This window comes from Sphingobacterium sp. SRCM116780, assembly GCF_021442025.1.
Lineage (GTDB): Bacteria > Bacteroidota > Bacteroidia > Sphingobacteriales > Sphingobacteriaceae > Sphingobacterium.
Window position 1 is genome coordinate 3,773,803 of record NZ_CP090446.1, and the last position, 16,473, is coordinate 3,790,275.

A 16,473-nucleotide genomic window follows, 5' to 3' on the forward strand; every position below is an offset into this window, starting at 1 on the left:
TATGAGTTTGTCTACAACAAGTATTAAACGTCCAGTACTAACGATTGTATTGAACTTGATGTTAATACTATTCGGTATAATTGGTTATACGTATTTGGGAGTACGCGAATTTCCTTCTATTGACCCTGCTCAAATATCAGTAAGGACCAGTTATGCTGGAGCGAATGCTGATATTATTGAATCACAGATAACAGAACCGTTAGAGAAAGCAATCAATTCTATTGATGGAATTAGGAATATCTCTTCTTCAAGTAATCAAGGGACGAGTAATATTACAGTTGAATTTAATTTAGGAAAGAATTTAGAAGAAGCGGCAAATGATGTGCGAGATAAAGTCTCTCAGGCTTTAAGGAGTTTGCCCCAAGATATTGATGCTGCCCCAGTGGTATCAAAAGCGGATGCCGATTCAGAACCAATTATTACGATGACGATACAAAGTTCTGAAAAGAATATTTTAGAGTTATCGGATTATGCTGAAAATACAATTTCTCAAAGACTGCAAACCATTCCTGGTATAAGTTCAGTTCAAATTTGGGGACAAAAAAAGTATGCGATGCGTCTTTGGTTGGATCCGGTAAAACTGAATTCTTATGGGGTTACTGTACTCGATGTTAGATCTGCATTGAATCTGCAGAATGTCGAATTGCCTTCGGGAAAATTAACTGGATCTAACACGGAACTAACAGTAAAGACTATAGGGAATTTGGCATCTGAGGATCAATTTAATGATATCATAATCAAATCTACAGGTAACAGCATTATCCGTTTAAGTGATGTGGGCAAAGCTGCTCTAGAAGCAGAAAATTTTGAAACTAAAATGTCAGATTCGGGTCTGCCCATGTTGAGTCTGGCAATTATTCCTCAACCTGGAACGAATTATTTGGAGATTGCAAAGAGCTTCTATAAAGAATTCGATCAGCTTAAGAAAGATTTACCTGCAGGCATTGAAATGAAGATAGCATTGGATAATACTCTTTTTGTGAAAAAAGCTATCTTAGAAGTCGCTGAAACATTGTTAATATCTGTCGTACTTGTGGTGTTAATTATTTTTCTGTTTTTTAGAGATTGGGCAATAGCATTTCGCCCTTTAATCGATATTCCAGTATCGTTAATTGCTACATTCTTCATTATGTATCTCTGTGGTTTTTCGGTTAACGTCTTGACTTTATTAGCAATTGTATTGGCTACAGGTTTGGTTGTGGATGACGGGATTGTGGTGACAGAGAATATATTTAGAAAAGTGGAAGAAGGGATGTCTCCTATTCAAGCAGCAATTAAGGGTTCTAATGAAATCTTTTTTGCGGTTATTTCTATTTCGATTACTTTGGCAGCTGTATTTTTACCAGTTGTATTTTTAGAAGGCTTTGTCGGGCGCTTGTTTCGAGAGTTTGGGATAGTTATCGGTGCAGCAGTATTGATTTCTGCTTTCGTTTCATTGACTTTAACACCCATGTTAAATGCATATTTGATGAAAGGCGGTGAACAAAAGAAAACCAAATTTTATAATAAAACAGAACCTTATTTTATAGCACTCACTGATGGCTATACGAATTCATTAGTCAAGTTTTTGAAAAAGAAATGGTTAAGCTTTCCAATTATTTTATGCTGCTTTGGTCTTATTTATCTTTTCTTTAATCTGTTGCCCAAAGAAACCGCTCCCTATGACGATCGTAGTTATTTGATGATGAGGGTAACAGCTCCTGAAGGGGTTTCTTATGATTATATGGATAGATTTATGACAGAGTTAACCACACTTGTCAATGACTCTGTTCCTGAAAAAGATGTTAGTTTGGTCATAACTTCTCCAAGCTTTGGATCTTCTGCAGCAAATAGTGGGATGATTCGATTAGGTCTAGTTCCGCAAGATAAACGGAAACGTACACAGGCTGAAATTGCTCGCGATCTATCAAGATTAACTAAATCTTCTTCTGAAGCTAAAGTTTCTGTGACCGAGCAACCAACCATTTCAGTAAATCGAAGAGGGGGTTTACCGGTTCAATATATTATACAGGCCCCAAATTTTCAAAAGTTAGAGGAAAAAATCCCTCAATTTATGGATGCTGTAGAAGCAGATCCTACATTTTCAACTAGTGATGTGAATTTGAAATTCAATAAACCCGAAGTTTATGTTAGTATTGATCGTGAAAAGGCTTTAAGTTTAGGAGTCTCTATTTTAGATGTTGCGCAGACATTACAAATGTCACTATCTGGTCAACGATTTGGATACTTCATGATGAATGGTCGTCAGTATCAGGTCATAGGACAATTTGATAAGAAGGATACCAGTACACCCTTAGATCTTGCTTCTATTTTTGTGAAAAATACAGAAGGTAAGTTAATTCAGTTGGATAATATTGTGAAGATCGAGGAGCGAAGTAGTCCGCCTCAACTGTACCACAATAACCGTTATATGTCTGCTACAGTATCTGCGGGCCTTGCACCCGGGAAGAGTCTCGGTGAAGGAATTGAAGCTATGGATCGTATTAAACAAAAAGTTCTAGACGAGACTTTCACAACAGATTTAGGAGGTGAGTCTAGAGATTTTAAAGAAAGTGGTTCAAATACCATGTTTGCGTTTGGATTAGCCTTATTATTGATTTATCTTATTTTGTCAGCGCAATTTGAGAGTTTCATTGATCCATTTGTTATTATTATTACAGTACCGTTGGCCGTCGCAGGAGCATTATTTTCGCTGTGGTTATTTGGTCAATCTTGGAATATATTTAGTCAAATTGGTACCATTATGTTAATTGGTTTGGTAACTAAAAATGGAATTCTGATTGTAGAGTTTGCAAATCAACTTCGCGAAGAGGGTAAAACAAAATATGAAGCAATTGTTGAAGCTTCAGGAGCAAGATTACGTCCTATTTTGATGACATCCTTGGCTATTGCGCTTGGAGCATTACCGATTGCACTATCTTTAGGAGCTGCCTCTACCAGTCGTATTGGTATGGGAGTAGTCATCGTTGGGGGGACACTATTTTCCCTTGTATTGACGTTATTTGTTATTCCCGCTATCTATTTAATGTGGTCTCGTGTTAAACACCATAATCCAGAATTTTCGACTATTGAAGATTAATATGAATAAGATTTTTTGTCTATTATCATTGTTTTTTTTGCCATTAAGTATTGCTTTTTCGCAAAATGTATTGACTGCACAAGACGCCGTATCTATTGCTATGCAGAATAATTTTGATATTTTGCTTACGAAAAAAGATGTATTAATCTCTCAAGAAAATCTAACATATGGTAATGCTGGGATGTTACCAAATTTGACTGCTAATTTTAGTCAAAGTAATAGCACTCAAAACTCAAAACAAACACAAAACACGGGAGAAATTAAAGAGTTAGCTAATGCAAAAAATAATAGCATGAACTACGGTGTTAGTTTAGGATGGACAATTTTTGATGGTTTTGGGATGTTTGCTCGATATGAAAAACTAAATCAATTAAAAGCCAGAGGTGATCTGGAGTTAAAATCAGTGATTTTAACGACCGTTGGTGATGTTTTGAATATGTATTACAGCATCGTTTTGGAAAAGAATTTGTTAAACACAATAGATTCTTCTATTGTTATTTCTAATGATCGCTTAAGAACTGCAGAAAATAGATTCCAAATTGGGAAGGCTTCTAAATTGGAAGTGCTCAATGTTCAAGTAAACTTAAATGAAGATCAATCTTTACGATTAAAAAAACTAGAGACCATTACTAATTTAAAAACTGAATTAAATCGTTTAATGGCAAGAGATTTAAATGTTGATTTTCAAGTTGAAGATGAGTTGAGTTTTGAAGAGAACTTAAAAATAAATGAGCTACTTGATTTAGCAGCTACTCAAAATCTAGATCTACAATTAATAAAGATGGATAAAAGATTGGCTGAATTGGAACAAAAAGATGTTAAATCAAGACGACTTCCCGTTGTAAGGCTTAATTCAGGGTATAATTTTTCTTCATCAGAATCTAGCTTAGGCTTTGTATCCCAATCAAATGCTCGAGGATTGACTTACGGACTGACAGCATCATTTAATATTTTTGATGGTTTCAATCAGCGGAAAGATGAGCGAGTAGCGAAGCAATTGGTGGAAAAAGCTGCTATACAAATTGAAAAATCAAAAGAGCTTATTAATGCAACTATTTTAAAAGCATATCAAAGCTATATAACGAATATAAGTCTTGCACGATTAGAAGAGAAGAATGAGAAAATTGCTAAACAGAACTTAAGTATCACCTTAGATAAGTATAAAATAGGAACAATCAGTGCAGTAGAGTTTAGAGATGCCCAAGAAAATTATGTAAATGCTATGAGCCGATTGAAAGAAGCAACTTATCAAGCAAAACTGTCCGAAATAGGATTAAAAGAATTAGTTGGAAACCTGGATCTACACTAATATATTAGTATGCTAAGAAGCCTTTAAAAGGATTCTTAGCGTTCGTCTTCTGTATAAAAATCTAAGAGAGAGCTCATATAAGGATCATCCCATCCACTTACAATATCATCGTAATCTTCTTCAGGAATATTAGTATGGTTTATCTCGACCGAAGTACCCCTTTTGTGCTCATGTAGTTTAATAGTAACGATGGAATCTGACTCTTGTTCACCGAAATACCATTGTTGAACAATTTTCTTATTGGGATCTAAGGCAATAAACTTACCAGTAATAGCACCATCCCACATGGAGAATTCACCATCAACAACAGGGCTAATTTCTACTAAATCACCTGTCCAAAGACGAATGGTGATATCAGTTGTCAATGCCAAATAAATCTCTTCGGGTTCTGCTGGTATGATATAATATTTTTTGAAATCTTTCATATAGGTACAAAAATACATTTAATCTGAAAGAGAGTGTAAATCTTTTTGATCTTTCTATAGTATGCTATCTGATTTATATTTATTCATAAATTTTTGTTTCAACTTTATGAAAGTATACAGAATGTGATAAGAAATGAAAATTAAGGCTTCTAAGCGATTGTTTTAAATAGTAAGGTTGTCTAATTTCTTTTCATGTTGAGCAATCCTAAGGAGCTTAACTTGCTGTTGTTGGGGCTATAAAATAAAATTGTTGAACTTATTAAAAGCAATAGAATGGCTAAGTCTATTTGGAGTTTAAAATAGGATGTTGAATGATAAGTTGGCAAATGTCTTTTGCTACTTCGGTTTTTGATTTCAGGGAAAACTCTTGTATATTTTCATGGCGGTCAATTATAGTCACTTTGTTTGTATCTGTGGCAAAACCAGCCCCTTTATCTTGCATTGAATTTAAGATAATGAAATCGAGGTTCTTTTTAATTAACTTACTTTTGGCATTATCAATTTCATTGTTTGTCTCAAGTGCAAAACCAATCAGAAGTTGTTTTTCGGTTTTTTCAGAACCAACTGTGGCTAAAATATCAATTGTTTTTTTTAATGCAATTGAAAAGCTATCCTCTTTCTTTTTGATCTTTTGTGTTGCCACCTCTATTGGGGTATAATCGGCGACTGCGGCACTCATAATAATAATATCAGACTTAATGAAGTAGTTTTCGACTTGTTCTAGCATCTGTTGAGCAGAAGTTATGTTGATGCGATGAACATCATCCGGAGTTTCTAGTACAGTAGGACCACTAATTAGTGTTACATGTGCACCCAATCTTTCCAGTTCTTTGGCCAGTGCATAGCCCATCTTACCACTAGAATGATTTCCAATAAATCGAACAGGATCTATAGCTTCATGCGTTGGACCAGCAGTTACTAAAGCATTTTTACCCGCTAATGGAAGCTGCTCAGAAAAATGATTGGTTATAAACTCCAGTATTTCTTCTGGTTCAGCAAGCCTACCTTCTCCAATTAATCCACTTGCTAATTCCCCATTTTTAGGATGAATTAATATATCTCCATAAGATTGAAGTAGATGGATATTATTTTGAGTAGAAGGATGTTTCCACATATCTAGGTCCATTGCAGGAGCAAAAAAGACGGGACATTTCGCAGATAAATAAACTGCAGTCAATAAACTATCGCATATGCCATTTGCTATTTTTCCAATGGTATTTGCTGTTGCTGGAGCGATAAGTATTAGGTCTGCTTGTAATCCGATATGTACATGATTATTCCATTCCCCAGTTTTTGGATCGAAGTAATCGATTAATACGGGATTATTAGAAAGAGTAGACAATGTTAACGGCGTTATAAATTCCGCAGCTTCTTTTGTCATAATGATTTGAACTTTAGCTTGTTCTTTGACTAATAGTCTAGTTAGATGTGCAATTTTGTATGCGGCAATACTACCGCATACAGCAATTACAATATTTTTTCCAGCTAAGCTCATGGCAATAAAGATGGCTTTGTGTTAGTCTTGCTCTTTTGCAGGATTTCTGAAGTAAATCTTGTCATGTAGAAACTCATCAATTGCAATAAGAGTAGCTTTTGGCATACGCTCATAATGTTTTGAAATTTCTATTTGCTCACGATTTTCGAATACCTCTTCCAAGTTATCATTGTTGCTAGCAAATTCTGCAAGTTTACCATTCAATTCTTCTTTGATGTCAACTGAAATTTGATTAGCACGTTTGCTGATCACTACGATTGACTCATATAAATTGTCAGTTACTATGTCTAGTTGTCTCAAGTCACGAGTTACAGTTGAATTTGCGACAGTGCTGTTATTTTTTTGACTCATCTTTTTGGGTATTTTCTTTGTTTTCTTTAATTTCCTTTTGCGCTTTTCTTTCCTTTTCTTGCTCAGCTATAGCTTTATTTATGGTTGCTACTTGAGCAGAAGCGCTTTTCATTTTCTTCTCTGCATCATCACGAACGGATTCAGCATCCTTAATATACTTACTATTAGGGAAATTTACCGCAAATGAGCGATAATAATCAATAGCGTCATTAAATCGATCTGCTTGCTTAAATATCACACTCTGATTTGCGAAGTTATATTGAGATTTTAATGTTAGATACTCAATTTCTTCAGCATATTTTGTATCAGGATATTCTTTTAAGACATTTTGCAAAGCAATTACAGCAGCTCTATAATCATCATTTAGCCCCATATCATAGAGCAGTTTTGCATTTGAAAAAGCTTTAAACTCTAATTTGTCACGTAGCTTCTGAATTAAATCCCCAGCTTCTTTTGCTCTTTCAGATTCAGGATATAAATTGACAAATAATTGCAAAGCATCAATTGCTTTTTTTGTATTCTCCTGATCTAAAGATGATCTTGGAGAGTCTAAATAATAACAATAAGCAGACATGAATCTACATTCTTCAGCTCTTGTACTATTTGGATAGACATCTGCAAAATCTTTAAAGTGATAACGCGCTGATGTATAATCTTTTAATCTATAGTTTGCAAAAGCTGTGAAATAATATAGATTTTCTGCTTCAGCCTGACCTCTAAATTTACTCCTCAAATCTTCGAACAATATTAAAGCTTTGCTATATTTTTTCTTATCATAAAGTTTTACCGCTTCTTCATACTTCTGAGCGATATTATTGCTTGCGCGTAATTTCTCAAATTTACTTTTACAGCCACTGAATGATACCAATAACAAAATTCCGGCACACAAAGCCGCTATACGCCTATTTAAAAACATTTTACAAAGATAAGTGAATTTGTGATACTAATCAATTAAATTTTTATGTATGCAATATACTTCAATATTGAATGCTGTACAATCAAATCTATTTATATTAACTTTTTTTAACCTTAATATAGAGAATCGATTCTTTATTGTCATTTCCCTGTTTAAAAACAATGACAATCAATTTATCGCTATCTCCTTTTAGTATATTTTGATTATATTTACAGTTGAATTTTAGTATTATAATAGTATGACATTAAAAGAAAGAGTTGAACAGGCATTGGATTCGATCAGACCTTATTTGGAAACTGATGGTGGAGATGTTAGTGTGGAAGAAATCACTGCAGATAATGTTGTTCGTTTAAAATTGTTAGGCGCCTGTGCTTCATGCTCGATGAGCATTATGACTTTTAAGGCGGGTTTGGAACAAGCAATTAAAAAAGCAGTTCCAGAAATTACGGCTGTAGAGGCTATCAATATTACAGATATGGATGACCCGAATGCAACTCAACCGATCTCTAAAGTCTTGTAATTGATCGTTTTAATTAACACAATTTAACAGCAGCCTAACTGTTAAAGTATTAGATTTGTTCTATGAAATTCAACTACCATTTTGTAATTGCTACGCTTTTTATGTTTTTAGGATATTCTTCGTATTCTCAAGAACGTAAAATATTGCAGTTTAGTGGTATCGTAGAAACGGTGAGTTCAGGACTTCCTGTTGGATACACAACAATTACAAATGAAAGTTTTCGTAATGAAGCACATATGGCCAATAATGAAGGATTCTTCTCATTCGTTGCTCATGTAGGAGATACGATTCGCTTTACTTCAGTTGGTTATGAAACGTATAAATTTGTTGTTCCAGAAATAAGTGGTGATCGATTTTCTACTGCTATTGTTATGAAAAATCTGATTGTTGAGCTTCCTATGGTTACACCGTATCCTTGGGCAAGTATAGAAGAATTTAATATCGCATTTATGAATTTGGAGGTAAATTCTGATAATGTCATTCGTGCTAAGCGAAATATGTCCAAAGAATCAATAGATGCAATGGCAGCGGTTATGCCTAGAAGTGCTGAGGAAATGCATAATTATAATGTCAATGAAAATCATCGAGGACTTAGTAATAAAGTGATTAACCAGCGGTTTGCAAATCCACTGTTAAATCCATTTGCTTGGGGAAGTTTAATTCAGCAAATATCTAAAGGAAAACAGGGAAGCAAAAAATTGGACTACTAATTACTAATCTGTTAACTTCAACTTGTTTAATTCTGCAACACTTATTTTAGCGGAAAAGTATGATATTAATCCAGAGATTATACTAATTGTAAAGAAGACAATCACAAAGTCACTGAAACGAAGTGCTACGGGGTAACTATCAATTAACATATTGGCACCTTCTTCAACTTTAATTAATCCGTAATTAATCTGCAAAAAGCAGAAGAGATATCCAATTATTAAACCTGTACTACAACCTAATATCGAAATCATTAACCCTTCGTAGAAAAATATCTTTTGAACAAGTGAACTATTTGCTCCTAGATTTTTTAAGATGTTCATATCTTCTTTTTTATCAAGAACAAGCATTGTTAATGATCCGACAATATTAAATAAAGCGATTATACTAATTAATGTTAGGATAAAATAAACAGCCCATCTTTCTACACGTACGTTTTTATAGAGTGTAGGATTTTGTTCCTCTCGATCTTTTACCACAAAATTTTCTCCCAATTGAGTTTGGAGATCGTTTTTCAATTTTTGAATCTGACTTTTGTCTTTAACATAAAACTCAATAGCAGATACCCGGTTATATTCTCCTAACGCTTCTCGAGCAAAAGTAATAGGAGTAATAATTAGATTATCAAAATCTTGTTGGTACTTTAATACGCCTGCTGGTTGAATCGATCTTATATTAAACTCATCTGCAGGATTTGCCGAATTTTTAACTCCTTTACGTGGAGAATATACATCGATTTGATTAAGGGCGTTTTGAACGGAAATACCTAAATTTGCCTGAACTCCAGCTCCAATTACTGCATAAGAGACATTGTCTTTCATAAGGGTATATTCACCACTAATTAGAAGACTATCTTTGGCTTTATGATCGATCGAGTTAGCCTCTATTCCTTTTATAGTACCGATGTATTGTTTATTATCATACTGCAATAAGATTTTTTCTTGGAGTATCTCTGTATAATTTAATACATTGGCATCTTTCTTTAACTTTTGGATACTCGGTATATTTGCATCAAATAATTTACCTGTCCTAGGCTCTATTTTAAGTTCTGGGGCAAACTGGCTATACATGGATATAATAATGTTTTCCATCCCATTGAAGGAGGATAACAGTATAATAAGAGCAGCACTGCTTACCAAAACACCAATGACACTTATACCAGAAATAATGTTTATCGCATTAACCGTTTTCTTTGAGAATAAGTATCTTTTGGCAAATAGAAATGGTAAGTTCATTGTTTTTAATTTCTAATGAATGGATTTGTCACTTTCTCAAAACCTATCGTTGTCGTGGGGCCATGTCCAGGATAAACAGTTACCTCATCAGGAAGTGTATAAATCTTTTCTTTGATATTTTTTAATAATAAATCATGATTACCACCTGGTAGATCTGTTCTACCAATGCTGTTTTTAAATAAAACATCTCCTCCTATGAGAAATTTTTGATCCTCGTTATAAAAACATAAGTGAGCAGGCGAGTGACCCGGAGCAAATATTAATTGTAACTCGTAGTTTCCAATTTTTACGATTCCTTCTTCTGGTAGAAATGTTTCTCCTATAGGTGAAACATCATATCTAAATCCCATTTGAGGAGCATAATTTTGTACTTCTACCAATACAGGAAGTTCTCCTTCATGAAATTGCGGATAAAGACCATACGTGTCAAATATGAATCTGTTTCCCAGCACATGATCAATATGGCAATGTGTATTTAGCAAGATCTGAGGTATTAAATTATTCTGCTCAATAAAGTTTGTTAAAATCTTTTCTTCAGAGGCTCCATACATACCAGGATCTATAATAGCACAGTTCTTTTGTTCATCATAAATGATATATGTATTCTCTTGATAGGGATTAAAAGTAAAAGTTTTTATCTGTAACATAAGCTGTAAAAATAGAATTTTATTTCCAATGTAAGATATTCAAGAGATAATCAATATCTGAATAATAATTTCCTAAAATGAGTAAGATAAAAAAGAAAAAATAGATTTAATGATCTGAGATGCTATTCCAGATTTCCCAATTTTTTTCCGCTTGTAGTTCCAGCATCTCAAGCCCATTTTTAATTTTGGCTCCTTGATGTTTTCCTTTTTTAAGGAACTCGGTTTCCTCAGGGTTATAAACCAAGTCATACAATAGATGCTTTGGAGTTATATGTTGATAGGGAATATCTGGAGAATTTTCAATATTAGGAAAAGTACCTACTGGAGAACAATTGATGATAATAGAATACTCCTCTAAGATGTTAGGAGTAACTTCATCATAAGTAAGATTATTTTCTTTCTTTACTCTGCTAACAAACTTGTATTCAATATGGAGTTCTTTCAAACCATATTCAACCGCTTTCGCTGCACCCCCATTTCCCAAGATCAATGCTTTGTTATGCTGTTGCTCTAAAAGAGGCTTCAACGACTCCATAAAGCCAAATACATCCGTGTTATATCCTTTTAAGTATGAACCCTTACTGTTATGTTTAATTTGAATACAATTGACAGCTTGAATTGCCTTTGCTTCTGGAGATAATTCGTGTAGATAGGGAAGCACACTGATTTTATGTGGGATTGTGACATTAACCCCATAGAAATCTTTGTCATTGAAAATTTTTTCAAACTCATGGATATGCTCTATACTATATAGATCATAGTTTATATCTGTAATGTTTTCTTTTTTAAATTTCTCTAAGTAGTATTTTTTAGAGAAAGAATGCCCTAAAGGAAAACCAATAAGTCCTAACTTTTTCATTCGATTATTTAGGAGAATATTTTTTTATAATTTCTGAAATGATGTGATTCCCTTGTAATTGAGGAAGGTAATCAAATAGAATGTAATGTTTTTCTGGGTCAGTAGCTAAACCTAGCTCTAGAAAAATAATGGCATCATTATATTTTCCATTTGCAAATAAATATGCGACCATTCTAAAATATAATTCAGCAGCTTCAGGGTTATTTGTTATTGCATCTGATATGATATCAATCGCTTCATCGACCTTGTCTTGTTCGAAGAACAAAGAAGAATAGTCCAGCCAAGCATCGATATCCAAAGGATTTAATTCGACAACTTTAGCGTAAGCTTCTTGTGCAAGGTCTATTTGTTTTAACTTATAACGAGCATCAGCAATTGCGAACCAATAATCTGGGTTCGAATCTTCGAGTTCTAAAGCTTTTTTATAAAAATGTAACGATTCAAAATAACGTTCTTCAAAATCGAGCGTTACACCTATACCAAACCAGGCATCAGCTAAATCGCCATCCATTTTAACAGCTTTTTTATAGTATACTCGAGCTTCCTCCATTTGCTCTAGCTTTTCCAAACATTCACCTATAGCACAATAAGTATCTGCACTTGGGTTTTCATATTCGAATGTTTGTTTATAGACATCCAAAGCTTCTTGATAGCGATCAAGATTCACTAATGCATTCCCTTTGTTGAAATATGCAGAAGAAAAATTTTCTTTGATTAAAATTGCATAATCATAGGCATCTATCGCTTCAGGATATTTAGTTAGCTTATGATATGCATTACCTAGGTTATACCATGCATAATAAGAATATGGTTCTGAATCGATGTATTTCTTATAAAACTCTACACTTTCTTCTTGTTTATCCAATATGTCATAACAATACGCCAGCTCATATAGCGCTTCTTGATTGTCCATATTTAATTCAAGCGCTTTTTTTAAATAGTAAATTGCCTTTTCAAAATCCCCTTCTCCTTGATAAACCACGCTGATGTGGAAATAAACTTCATCTTTATTATCTGACAAGCTTAAAGCTTGAAATAGTTGCTCTTTAGCCTCAGTAAATTGTGCTCTAGCACCATACACACCTCCTCTAATAAAGAATATATCTCCTTCAGAAGGCTCCAATAACTCTGCTTTAGATAATGCATCTAATGCCTTATCAAATTGTTGTGTTGCTGAATATAATTGTGCTTGTTTGAGTAAAAATGTAATATCAAAAGGGTGTTGATTTATTGCATATTCAGCTACTTGTAATGCTTTTACAGGATCATTTTTTTCACTATAATAGTCAATAATACCTTCAAATGCCTTTGAATCGAAGAAGTATTGATCTTCGTTTCTTATCATTTCCTCATACCGATCAACTGAGTTTTTTCTGTCCTCAGGAGAATCAAAATCAAATTCCTCTTCCATCATCCTTGTATAATCTTTCTATAAACCCAACTATAGTTGAAAATAGTGATTTTTAATTACTATGTCTAATTAATTTATTAACAAAATTAATTTTCTATAACAAAGGTACGGATTAAAGTATGCAAAATAAAAAAGCCGACTCTTACGAGTCGGCTTTCTAAATTATATATTAAATATAATTATTTTTTGATCTCAACACGACGATTTTGAACACGACCTTCTTCAGTTGCATTAGATGCTACTGGATTAGCCTCTCCGTAACCGTTAGCTGTGATTTTAGATGAAGCAACACCAGCGTTAACTAAGTATTGTTTTACTGCGTTAGCACGGTCTTTAGATAAAGAAACATTGTATGCTTCAGTACCTTCAGCAGATGCATAACCATCTAAAGTAACAGATGAGTTGTTATCACGTACTTCTTTAGCCAATTTGTCTAAAGTAGCGTATGATTGAGTTTTTAATACAGAGCTATCAAATTCGAATTGAATTGGAGCAGTGTAACCGCTTGCATCAGTGAATTCATTAGCAGCTGCCTCAGGGAATTTGATTTGACGACCAGATCCATCAACTACTGCACCAGCAGGAGTGTTAGGCTCTTTATCGAATTTATCAGAAACACCGTCACCATCAGAATCAGTATTCAATGTGTTAACAGTACCTTCTAAAGTAGATACACGTTGTTTTAAAGCTTCAACTTCGTTACGTAATGAAGGATCTTTCAATTCATCATACATTGTAGCAACTGGGTTAGCAAAAGTCAAGTTTTGTTTGTCTCTTGAACCTAAAGTGAATTCTAAACCACCATAAACGTTAGAGTATTTACCTTTAACATCTGAACGACCTGGACCGAATAATAAATTATCATCAGTGAAGTTCATTGTGTAACCTAAGTTTAATGCAACAACTTCAGATAATTTAAATTTAGCACCTACACCAACTGGTACGTAAGCAGCTAATTTAAAATCTTTATCGCCAGTGTTTGTACGGTCACCGAAGATTTCAGCACCCCAGTTACCTTTTTCGTTGTAAACTTCAGTACCAGTGAAATCGTTGTTAGCATATTGAACAGGATTGTTCGCTAATACTCCCAAACCTACTTTAGCGTAGAAGTTAACTGAATTTTCTCTTCTTAAGAAGTCGATAGTACCCAATTGGAATACACCATTTAAGCTAGCAGCCCAGTTTACATCAGTTTTAGCTGATTTTGCACCAAGGCTATTTTCAGAAGCTGGTCCAGAAACATCATGATTGTATGTTTTGATAGAACCACGGTTACCTTCTAATTCTAAACCAAATAAGTGAGAGAATTGTTTACGAACTGTTAATCCGTAGTACTCACCTACTTTATTTTGGAAGTAACCAACTTTTTGACCGAAATTGTTAGATCCACCGATCAATACATTTGGTGTAGTGATACCACCTTGGACACCGATAGACCAAGTTCTGTATTGTGATCTTCCACCAAATACAGTTTGAGCTTGTGCTACATCAGCGAAGCCTAAAGCGGCAACTAAGGAAGCAGCAACTGCTGTTTTTTTAATTGTAGAATAGTTCATACTCTTGTTTTAAGGTTATTTATTAAATTTTAATTGTTCTTTTTAATTATGCAGTCGTTAAAACGCGACAACAATTTCAAGTGATCAAACACCGTGCCGAAATTTGAAATACACGTTACTAATTTAATTCTTACATTAGAAAAACGTTCTTTTTTTTCTTTTATTGTAAAGCAGTAAACAAAAAACTCGGACGAATGTACCAATTTTTTGTTTTACTTTATTTTTTATTTGTAAAATATGCTGAATTATTACAATATGTAGTGTATAATGAACAAAGTGATGGCTCCTAGTAATGCCGAAACAGGAATTGTCAATACCCAAGCCCATAATAAACTAATCGTAACACCCCATCTTACAGCAGATACTCTTTTCACGACACCAACCCCTATAATTGCACCTGTAATGGTGTGTGTTGTTGATGCAGGGATCCCAAAATGTTCTGTAATACCTAAAGTCAATGCACCAGCTGTCTCTGCTGCAACTCCTTCTAGTGGGGTAACTTTCGTAATTTTTGTACCCATGGTCTTTACAATTTTCCAACCACCGCTCATTGTTCCTAATGAAATTGCAATATAACAAGTCAAAGGAATCCACTCTGGCATGTGATCAGTATTGTGTAAATATCCACCTGCAACCATTGCAACGAAGATAATACCCATTACTTTCTGTGCATCATTGCCACCATGAGCAAAACTTAAGGCTGCCGAAGAGAATAACTGTAGTATTTTAAACCATTTCTCTGCCGATGCAGGTCTTGAGTTTTTAGCTATATTAATAATGATGAGTGTAATAATAATGGATATGACCATACCTATTATAGGGGCAAGAACAATAAATGCAATTATTTTTAAAGTTGCATCAATGTTAATGGCATGAATGGGATCTCCCCCTGTAATAAAAGCATATGCCATTCCAGAACCAGCAAACCCGCCGATTAACGTATGTGATGAGCTAGAAGGGACACCGTAATACCACGTGAAAAGATTCCATCCAATCGCAGCTAATAAGCCAGCAAAAATTACTTCTAATGTAATATATTGTTCTAATACAGTTTTGGCAACTGTATTGGCTACTTTATGATCAGTAAAGTAAAAATAAGCAGCGAAATTAAATAACGCAGCCCATAAAACCGCCATAAAAGGGGTTAATACTTTTGTTGAGACAACAGTAGCAATTGAGTTGGCAGCATCATGGAAACCATTAATGTAGTCAAAAGCAATCGCTAGTATAATTACAACAATTAATAATGTTGACATCATAATATGAATGTGTTAATGTGCTAGAATCGCAATTATGCGTTCTTAACTAAGATACTTTCTAATACATTTGCTACATCTTCGCATTTGTCTGTAGCGTCTTCCATCGCTGATAATACTTCTTTGTATTTGATTAAAGTGATTGCATCCTTTTCAAATTCAAATAAATCAGCAACTGCTTTATCAAAAATATAATCTGCTTTGTTTTCAACACTATTGATACGAACACAAGAATCTGTGATATTCCGAATGTTTTTAAGATCTTTTAATTCAAATATTGCTTTTGCAACATGTTCCGTCGCTTCAACAATTAAATCTGCCATGTCGATCATCGGTTCAGTTGCACGCTGTACCTTATAAAGGTCCATCCTGTTTGAGGCTCCATGTATAAAGTCGGCAACATCATCCAAAGAACTTGCTAAGGCATGAATATCTTCTCTATCGAAAGGAGTTATAAAATTTTTACCTAATTCAAGGTGAATTTGGTGTGTGATATTGTCACCCGTATGTTCTAAATCTTCGATTTTACGAACGATTTCCTTGCGATCCTCTGAGTCACTTGCGTGAACTGCTTCTTTAAGCAACTTGGACATTTCAATTAAGTTGCTACCTGCTTGTTCAAATAAAGGGAAAAACTTTTTATCCTTAGGAACGAAATACTGAAAAATGCTATTTAAAGACATATCATTATTAATTATTTTTTGCG

15 protein-coding genes are annotated in these 16,473 nt (G+C 34.1%); 4 read left to right on the top strand and 11 right to left on the bottom strand.

The window, feature by feature from the left end:
* Window position 1: 1 nt before the first annotated feature.
* Window positions 2-3,079: an efflux RND transporter permease subunit gene (locus tag LZQ00_RS16335; RefSeq protein WP_234510318.1), complete on the top strand. Its 3,078-nt coding sequence runs from the start codon at window positions 2-4 to the stop codon at window positions 3,077-3,079.
* Between the two features lies 1 nt (window position 3,080).
* The gene (locus LZQ00_RS16340) at window positions 3,081-4,388 is read left to right on the top strand and encodes a TolC family protein (RefSeq protein ID WP_234510319.1); all 1,308 of its coding nucleotides are present in this window, start codon (window positions 3,081-3,083) and stop codon (window positions 4,386-4,388) included.
* A gap of 35 nt (window positions 4,389-4,423) precedes the next feature.
* Here LZQ00_RS16340 and LZQ00_RS16345 read toward each other — a convergent pair whose 3' ends face one another.
* From LZQ00_RS16345 to LZQ00_RS16360, 4 genes are all read right to left on the bottom strand, one after another.
* The gene (locus tag LZQ00_RS16345) at window positions 4,424-4,813 is read right to left on the bottom strand and encodes an SRPBCC domain-containing protein (protein ID WP_234510320.1); all 390 of its coding nucleotides are present in this window, start codon (window positions 4,811-4,813) and stop codon (window positions 4,424-4,426) included.
* 283 nt (window positions 4,814-5,096) lie between these two features.
* Window positions 5,097-6,308: a bifunctional phosphopantothenoylcysteine decarboxylase/phosphopantothenate--cysteine ligase CoaBC gene (gene coaBC / locus LZQ00_RS16350; RefSeq protein WP_234510321.1), complete on the bottom strand. Its 1,212-nt coding sequence runs from the start codon at window positions 6,306-6,308 to the stop codon at window positions 5,097-5,099.
* Between the two features lie 21 nt (window positions 6,309-6,329).
* On the bottom strand, window positions 6,330-6,659 hold the full coding sequence (locus LZQ00_RS16355; RefSeq protein ID WP_234510322.1) for a DNA-directed RNA polymerase subunit omega: 330 nt from the start codon (window positions 6,657-6,659) through the stop codon (window positions 6,330-6,332).
* Window positions 6,643-7,575 carry an outer membrane protein assembly factor BamD gene (locus LZQ00_RS16360; RefSeq protein WP_234510323.1) on the bottom strand — a complete coding sequence of 311 codons (933 nt, stop codon included), beginning with the start codon at window positions 7,573-7,575 and terminating at the stop codon, window positions 6,643-6,645. The genes LZQ00_RS16355 and LZQ00_RS16360 overlap by 17 nt, the downstream gene beginning before the upstream one ends.
* A gap of 238 nt (window positions 7,576-7,813) precedes the next feature.
* Here LZQ00_RS16360 and LZQ00_RS16365 point away from each other — a divergent pair, with 238 nt between their 5' ends.
* Both LZQ00_RS16365 and LZQ00_RS16370 read left to right on the top strand, forming a co-directional pair.
* Window positions 7,814-8,095, top strand: a complete 282-nt coding sequence (locus tag LZQ00_RS16365) for a NifU family protein (RefSeq protein WP_234510324.1) — start codon at window positions 7,814-7,816, stop codon at window positions 8,093-8,095.
* Between the two features lie 62 nt (window positions 8,096-8,157).
* Complete coding sequence (locus tag LZQ00_RS16370; RefSeq protein ID WP_234510325.1) at window positions 8,158-8,805, top strand: hypothetical protein; 648 nt, start codon at window positions 8,158-8,160, stop codon at window positions 8,803-8,805.
* A 3-nt stretch (window positions 8,806-8,808) separates the two neighbouring features.
* On the opposite strand, the gene LZQ00_RS16375 is transcribed toward LZQ00_RS16370, so the two are convergent.
* From LZQ00_RS16375 to LZQ00_RS16405, 7 genes are all read right to left on the bottom strand, one after another.
* A complete protein-coding gene (locus tag LZQ00_RS16375; RefSeq protein WP_234510326.1) occupies window positions 8,809-10,038 on the bottom strand; it encodes an ABC transporter permease in 1,230 nt (409 codons plus the stop codon).
* Between the two features lie 5 nt (window positions 10,039-10,043).
* Window positions 10,044-10,685 (bottom strand): MBL fold metallo-hydrolase, encoded by a 642-nt coding sequence (locus tag LZQ00_RS16380; RefSeq protein WP_234510327.1) that lies wholly within the window; start codon window positions 10,683-10,685, stop codon window positions 10,044-10,046.
* Window positions 10,686-10,791: 106 nt separating this feature from the next.
* Window positions 10,792-11,544 carry a shikimate dehydrogenase family protein gene (locus LZQ00_RS16385; RefSeq protein WP_234510328.1) on the bottom strand — a complete coding sequence of 251 codons (753 nt, stop codon included), beginning with the start codon at window positions 11,542-11,544 and terminating at the stop codon, window positions 10,792-10,794.
* A 4-nt stretch (window positions 11,545-11,548) separates the two neighbouring features.
* The gene (locus LZQ00_RS16390) at window positions 11,549-12,955 is read right to left on the bottom strand and encodes a tetratricopeptide repeat protein (RefSeq protein ID WP_234510329.1); all 1,407 of its coding nucleotides are present in this window, start codon (window positions 12,953-12,955) and stop codon (window positions 11,549-11,551) included.
* Between the two features lie 179 nt (window positions 12,956-13,134).
* On the bottom strand, window positions 13,135-14,511 hold the full coding sequence (locus LZQ00_RS16395) for an OmpA family protein (RefSeq protein WP_234510330.1): 1,377 nt from the start codon (window positions 14,509-14,511) through the stop codon (window positions 13,135-13,137).
* A 248-nt stretch (window positions 14,512-14,759) separates the two neighbouring features.
* A complete protein-coding gene (locus LZQ00_RS16400; RefSeq protein ID WP_234510331.1) occupies window positions 14,760-15,770 on the bottom strand; it encodes an inorganic phosphate transporter in 1,011 nt (336 codons plus the stop codon).
* Between the two features lie 32 nt (window positions 15,771-15,802).
* Window positions 15,803-16,450, bottom strand: coding sequence for a DUF47 domain-containing protein (locus LZQ00_RS16405; RefSeq protein WP_234510332.1), 648 nt, complete (start codon window positions 16,448-16,450; stop codon window positions 15,803-15,805).
* Window positions 16,451-16,473 lie beyond the last annotated feature (23 nt).

Coding starts and splice junctions, on each gene's coding strand:
- LZQ00_RS16390 (WP_234510329.1), bottom strand. CDS start 12,955: ATGGAAGAGGAATTTGATTTTGATTCTCCTGAGGACAGAAAAAACTCA.
- LZQ00_RS16385 (WP_234510328.1), bottom strand. CDS start 11,544: ATGAAAAAGTTAGGACTTATTGGTTTTCCTTTAGGGCATTCTTTCTCT.
- LZQ00_RS16360 (WP_234510323.1), bottom strand. CDS start 7,575: ATGTTTTTAAATAGGCGTATAGCGGCTTTGTGTGCCGGAATTTTGTTA.
- LZQ00_RS16375 (WP_234510326.1), bottom strand. CDS start 10,038: ATGAACTTACCATTTCTATTTGCCAAAAGATACTTATTCTCAAAGAAA.
- LZQ00_RS16335 (WP_234510318.1), top strand. CDS start 2: ATGAGTTTGTCTACAACAAGTATTAAACGTCCAGTACTAACGATTGTA.
- LZQ00_RS16380 (WP_234510327.1), bottom strand. CDS start 10,685: ATGTTACAGATAAAAACTTTTACTTTTAATCCCTATCAAGAGAATACA.
- LZQ00_RS16345 (WP_234510320.1), bottom strand. CDS start 4,813: ATGAAAGATTTCAAAAAATATTATATCATACCAGCAGAACCCGAAGAG.
- LZQ00_RS16370 (WP_234510325.1), top strand. CDS start 8,158: ATGAAATTCAACTACCATTTTGTAATTGCTACGCTTTTTATGTTTTTA.
- LZQ00_RS16365 (WP_234510324.1), top strand. CDS start 7,814: ATGACATTAAAAGAAAGAGTTGAACAGGCATTGGATTCGATCAGACCT.
- LZQ00_RS16340 (WP_234510319.1), top strand. CDS start 3,081: ATGAATAAGATTTTTTGTCTATTATCATTGTTTTTTTTGCCATTAAGT.
- coaBC (WP_234510321.1), bottom strand. CDS start 6,308: ATGAGCTTAGCTGGAAAAAATATTGTAATTGCTGTATGCGGTAGTATT.
- LZQ00_RS16405 (WP_234510332.1), bottom strand. CDS start 16,450: ATGTCTTTAAATAGCATTTTTCAGTATTTCGTTCCTAAGGATAAAAAG.
- LZQ00_RS16355 (WP_234510322.1), bottom strand. CDS start 6,659: ATGAGTCAAAAAAATAACAGCACTGTCGCAAATTCAACTGTAACTCGT.
- LZQ00_RS16395 (WP_234510330.1), bottom strand. CDS start 14,511: ATGAACTATTCTACAATTAAAAAAACAGCAGTTGCTGCTTCCTTAGTT.
- LZQ00_RS16400 (WP_234510331.1), bottom strand. CDS start 15,770: ATGATGTCAACATTATTAATTGTTGTAATTATACTAGCGATTGCTTTT.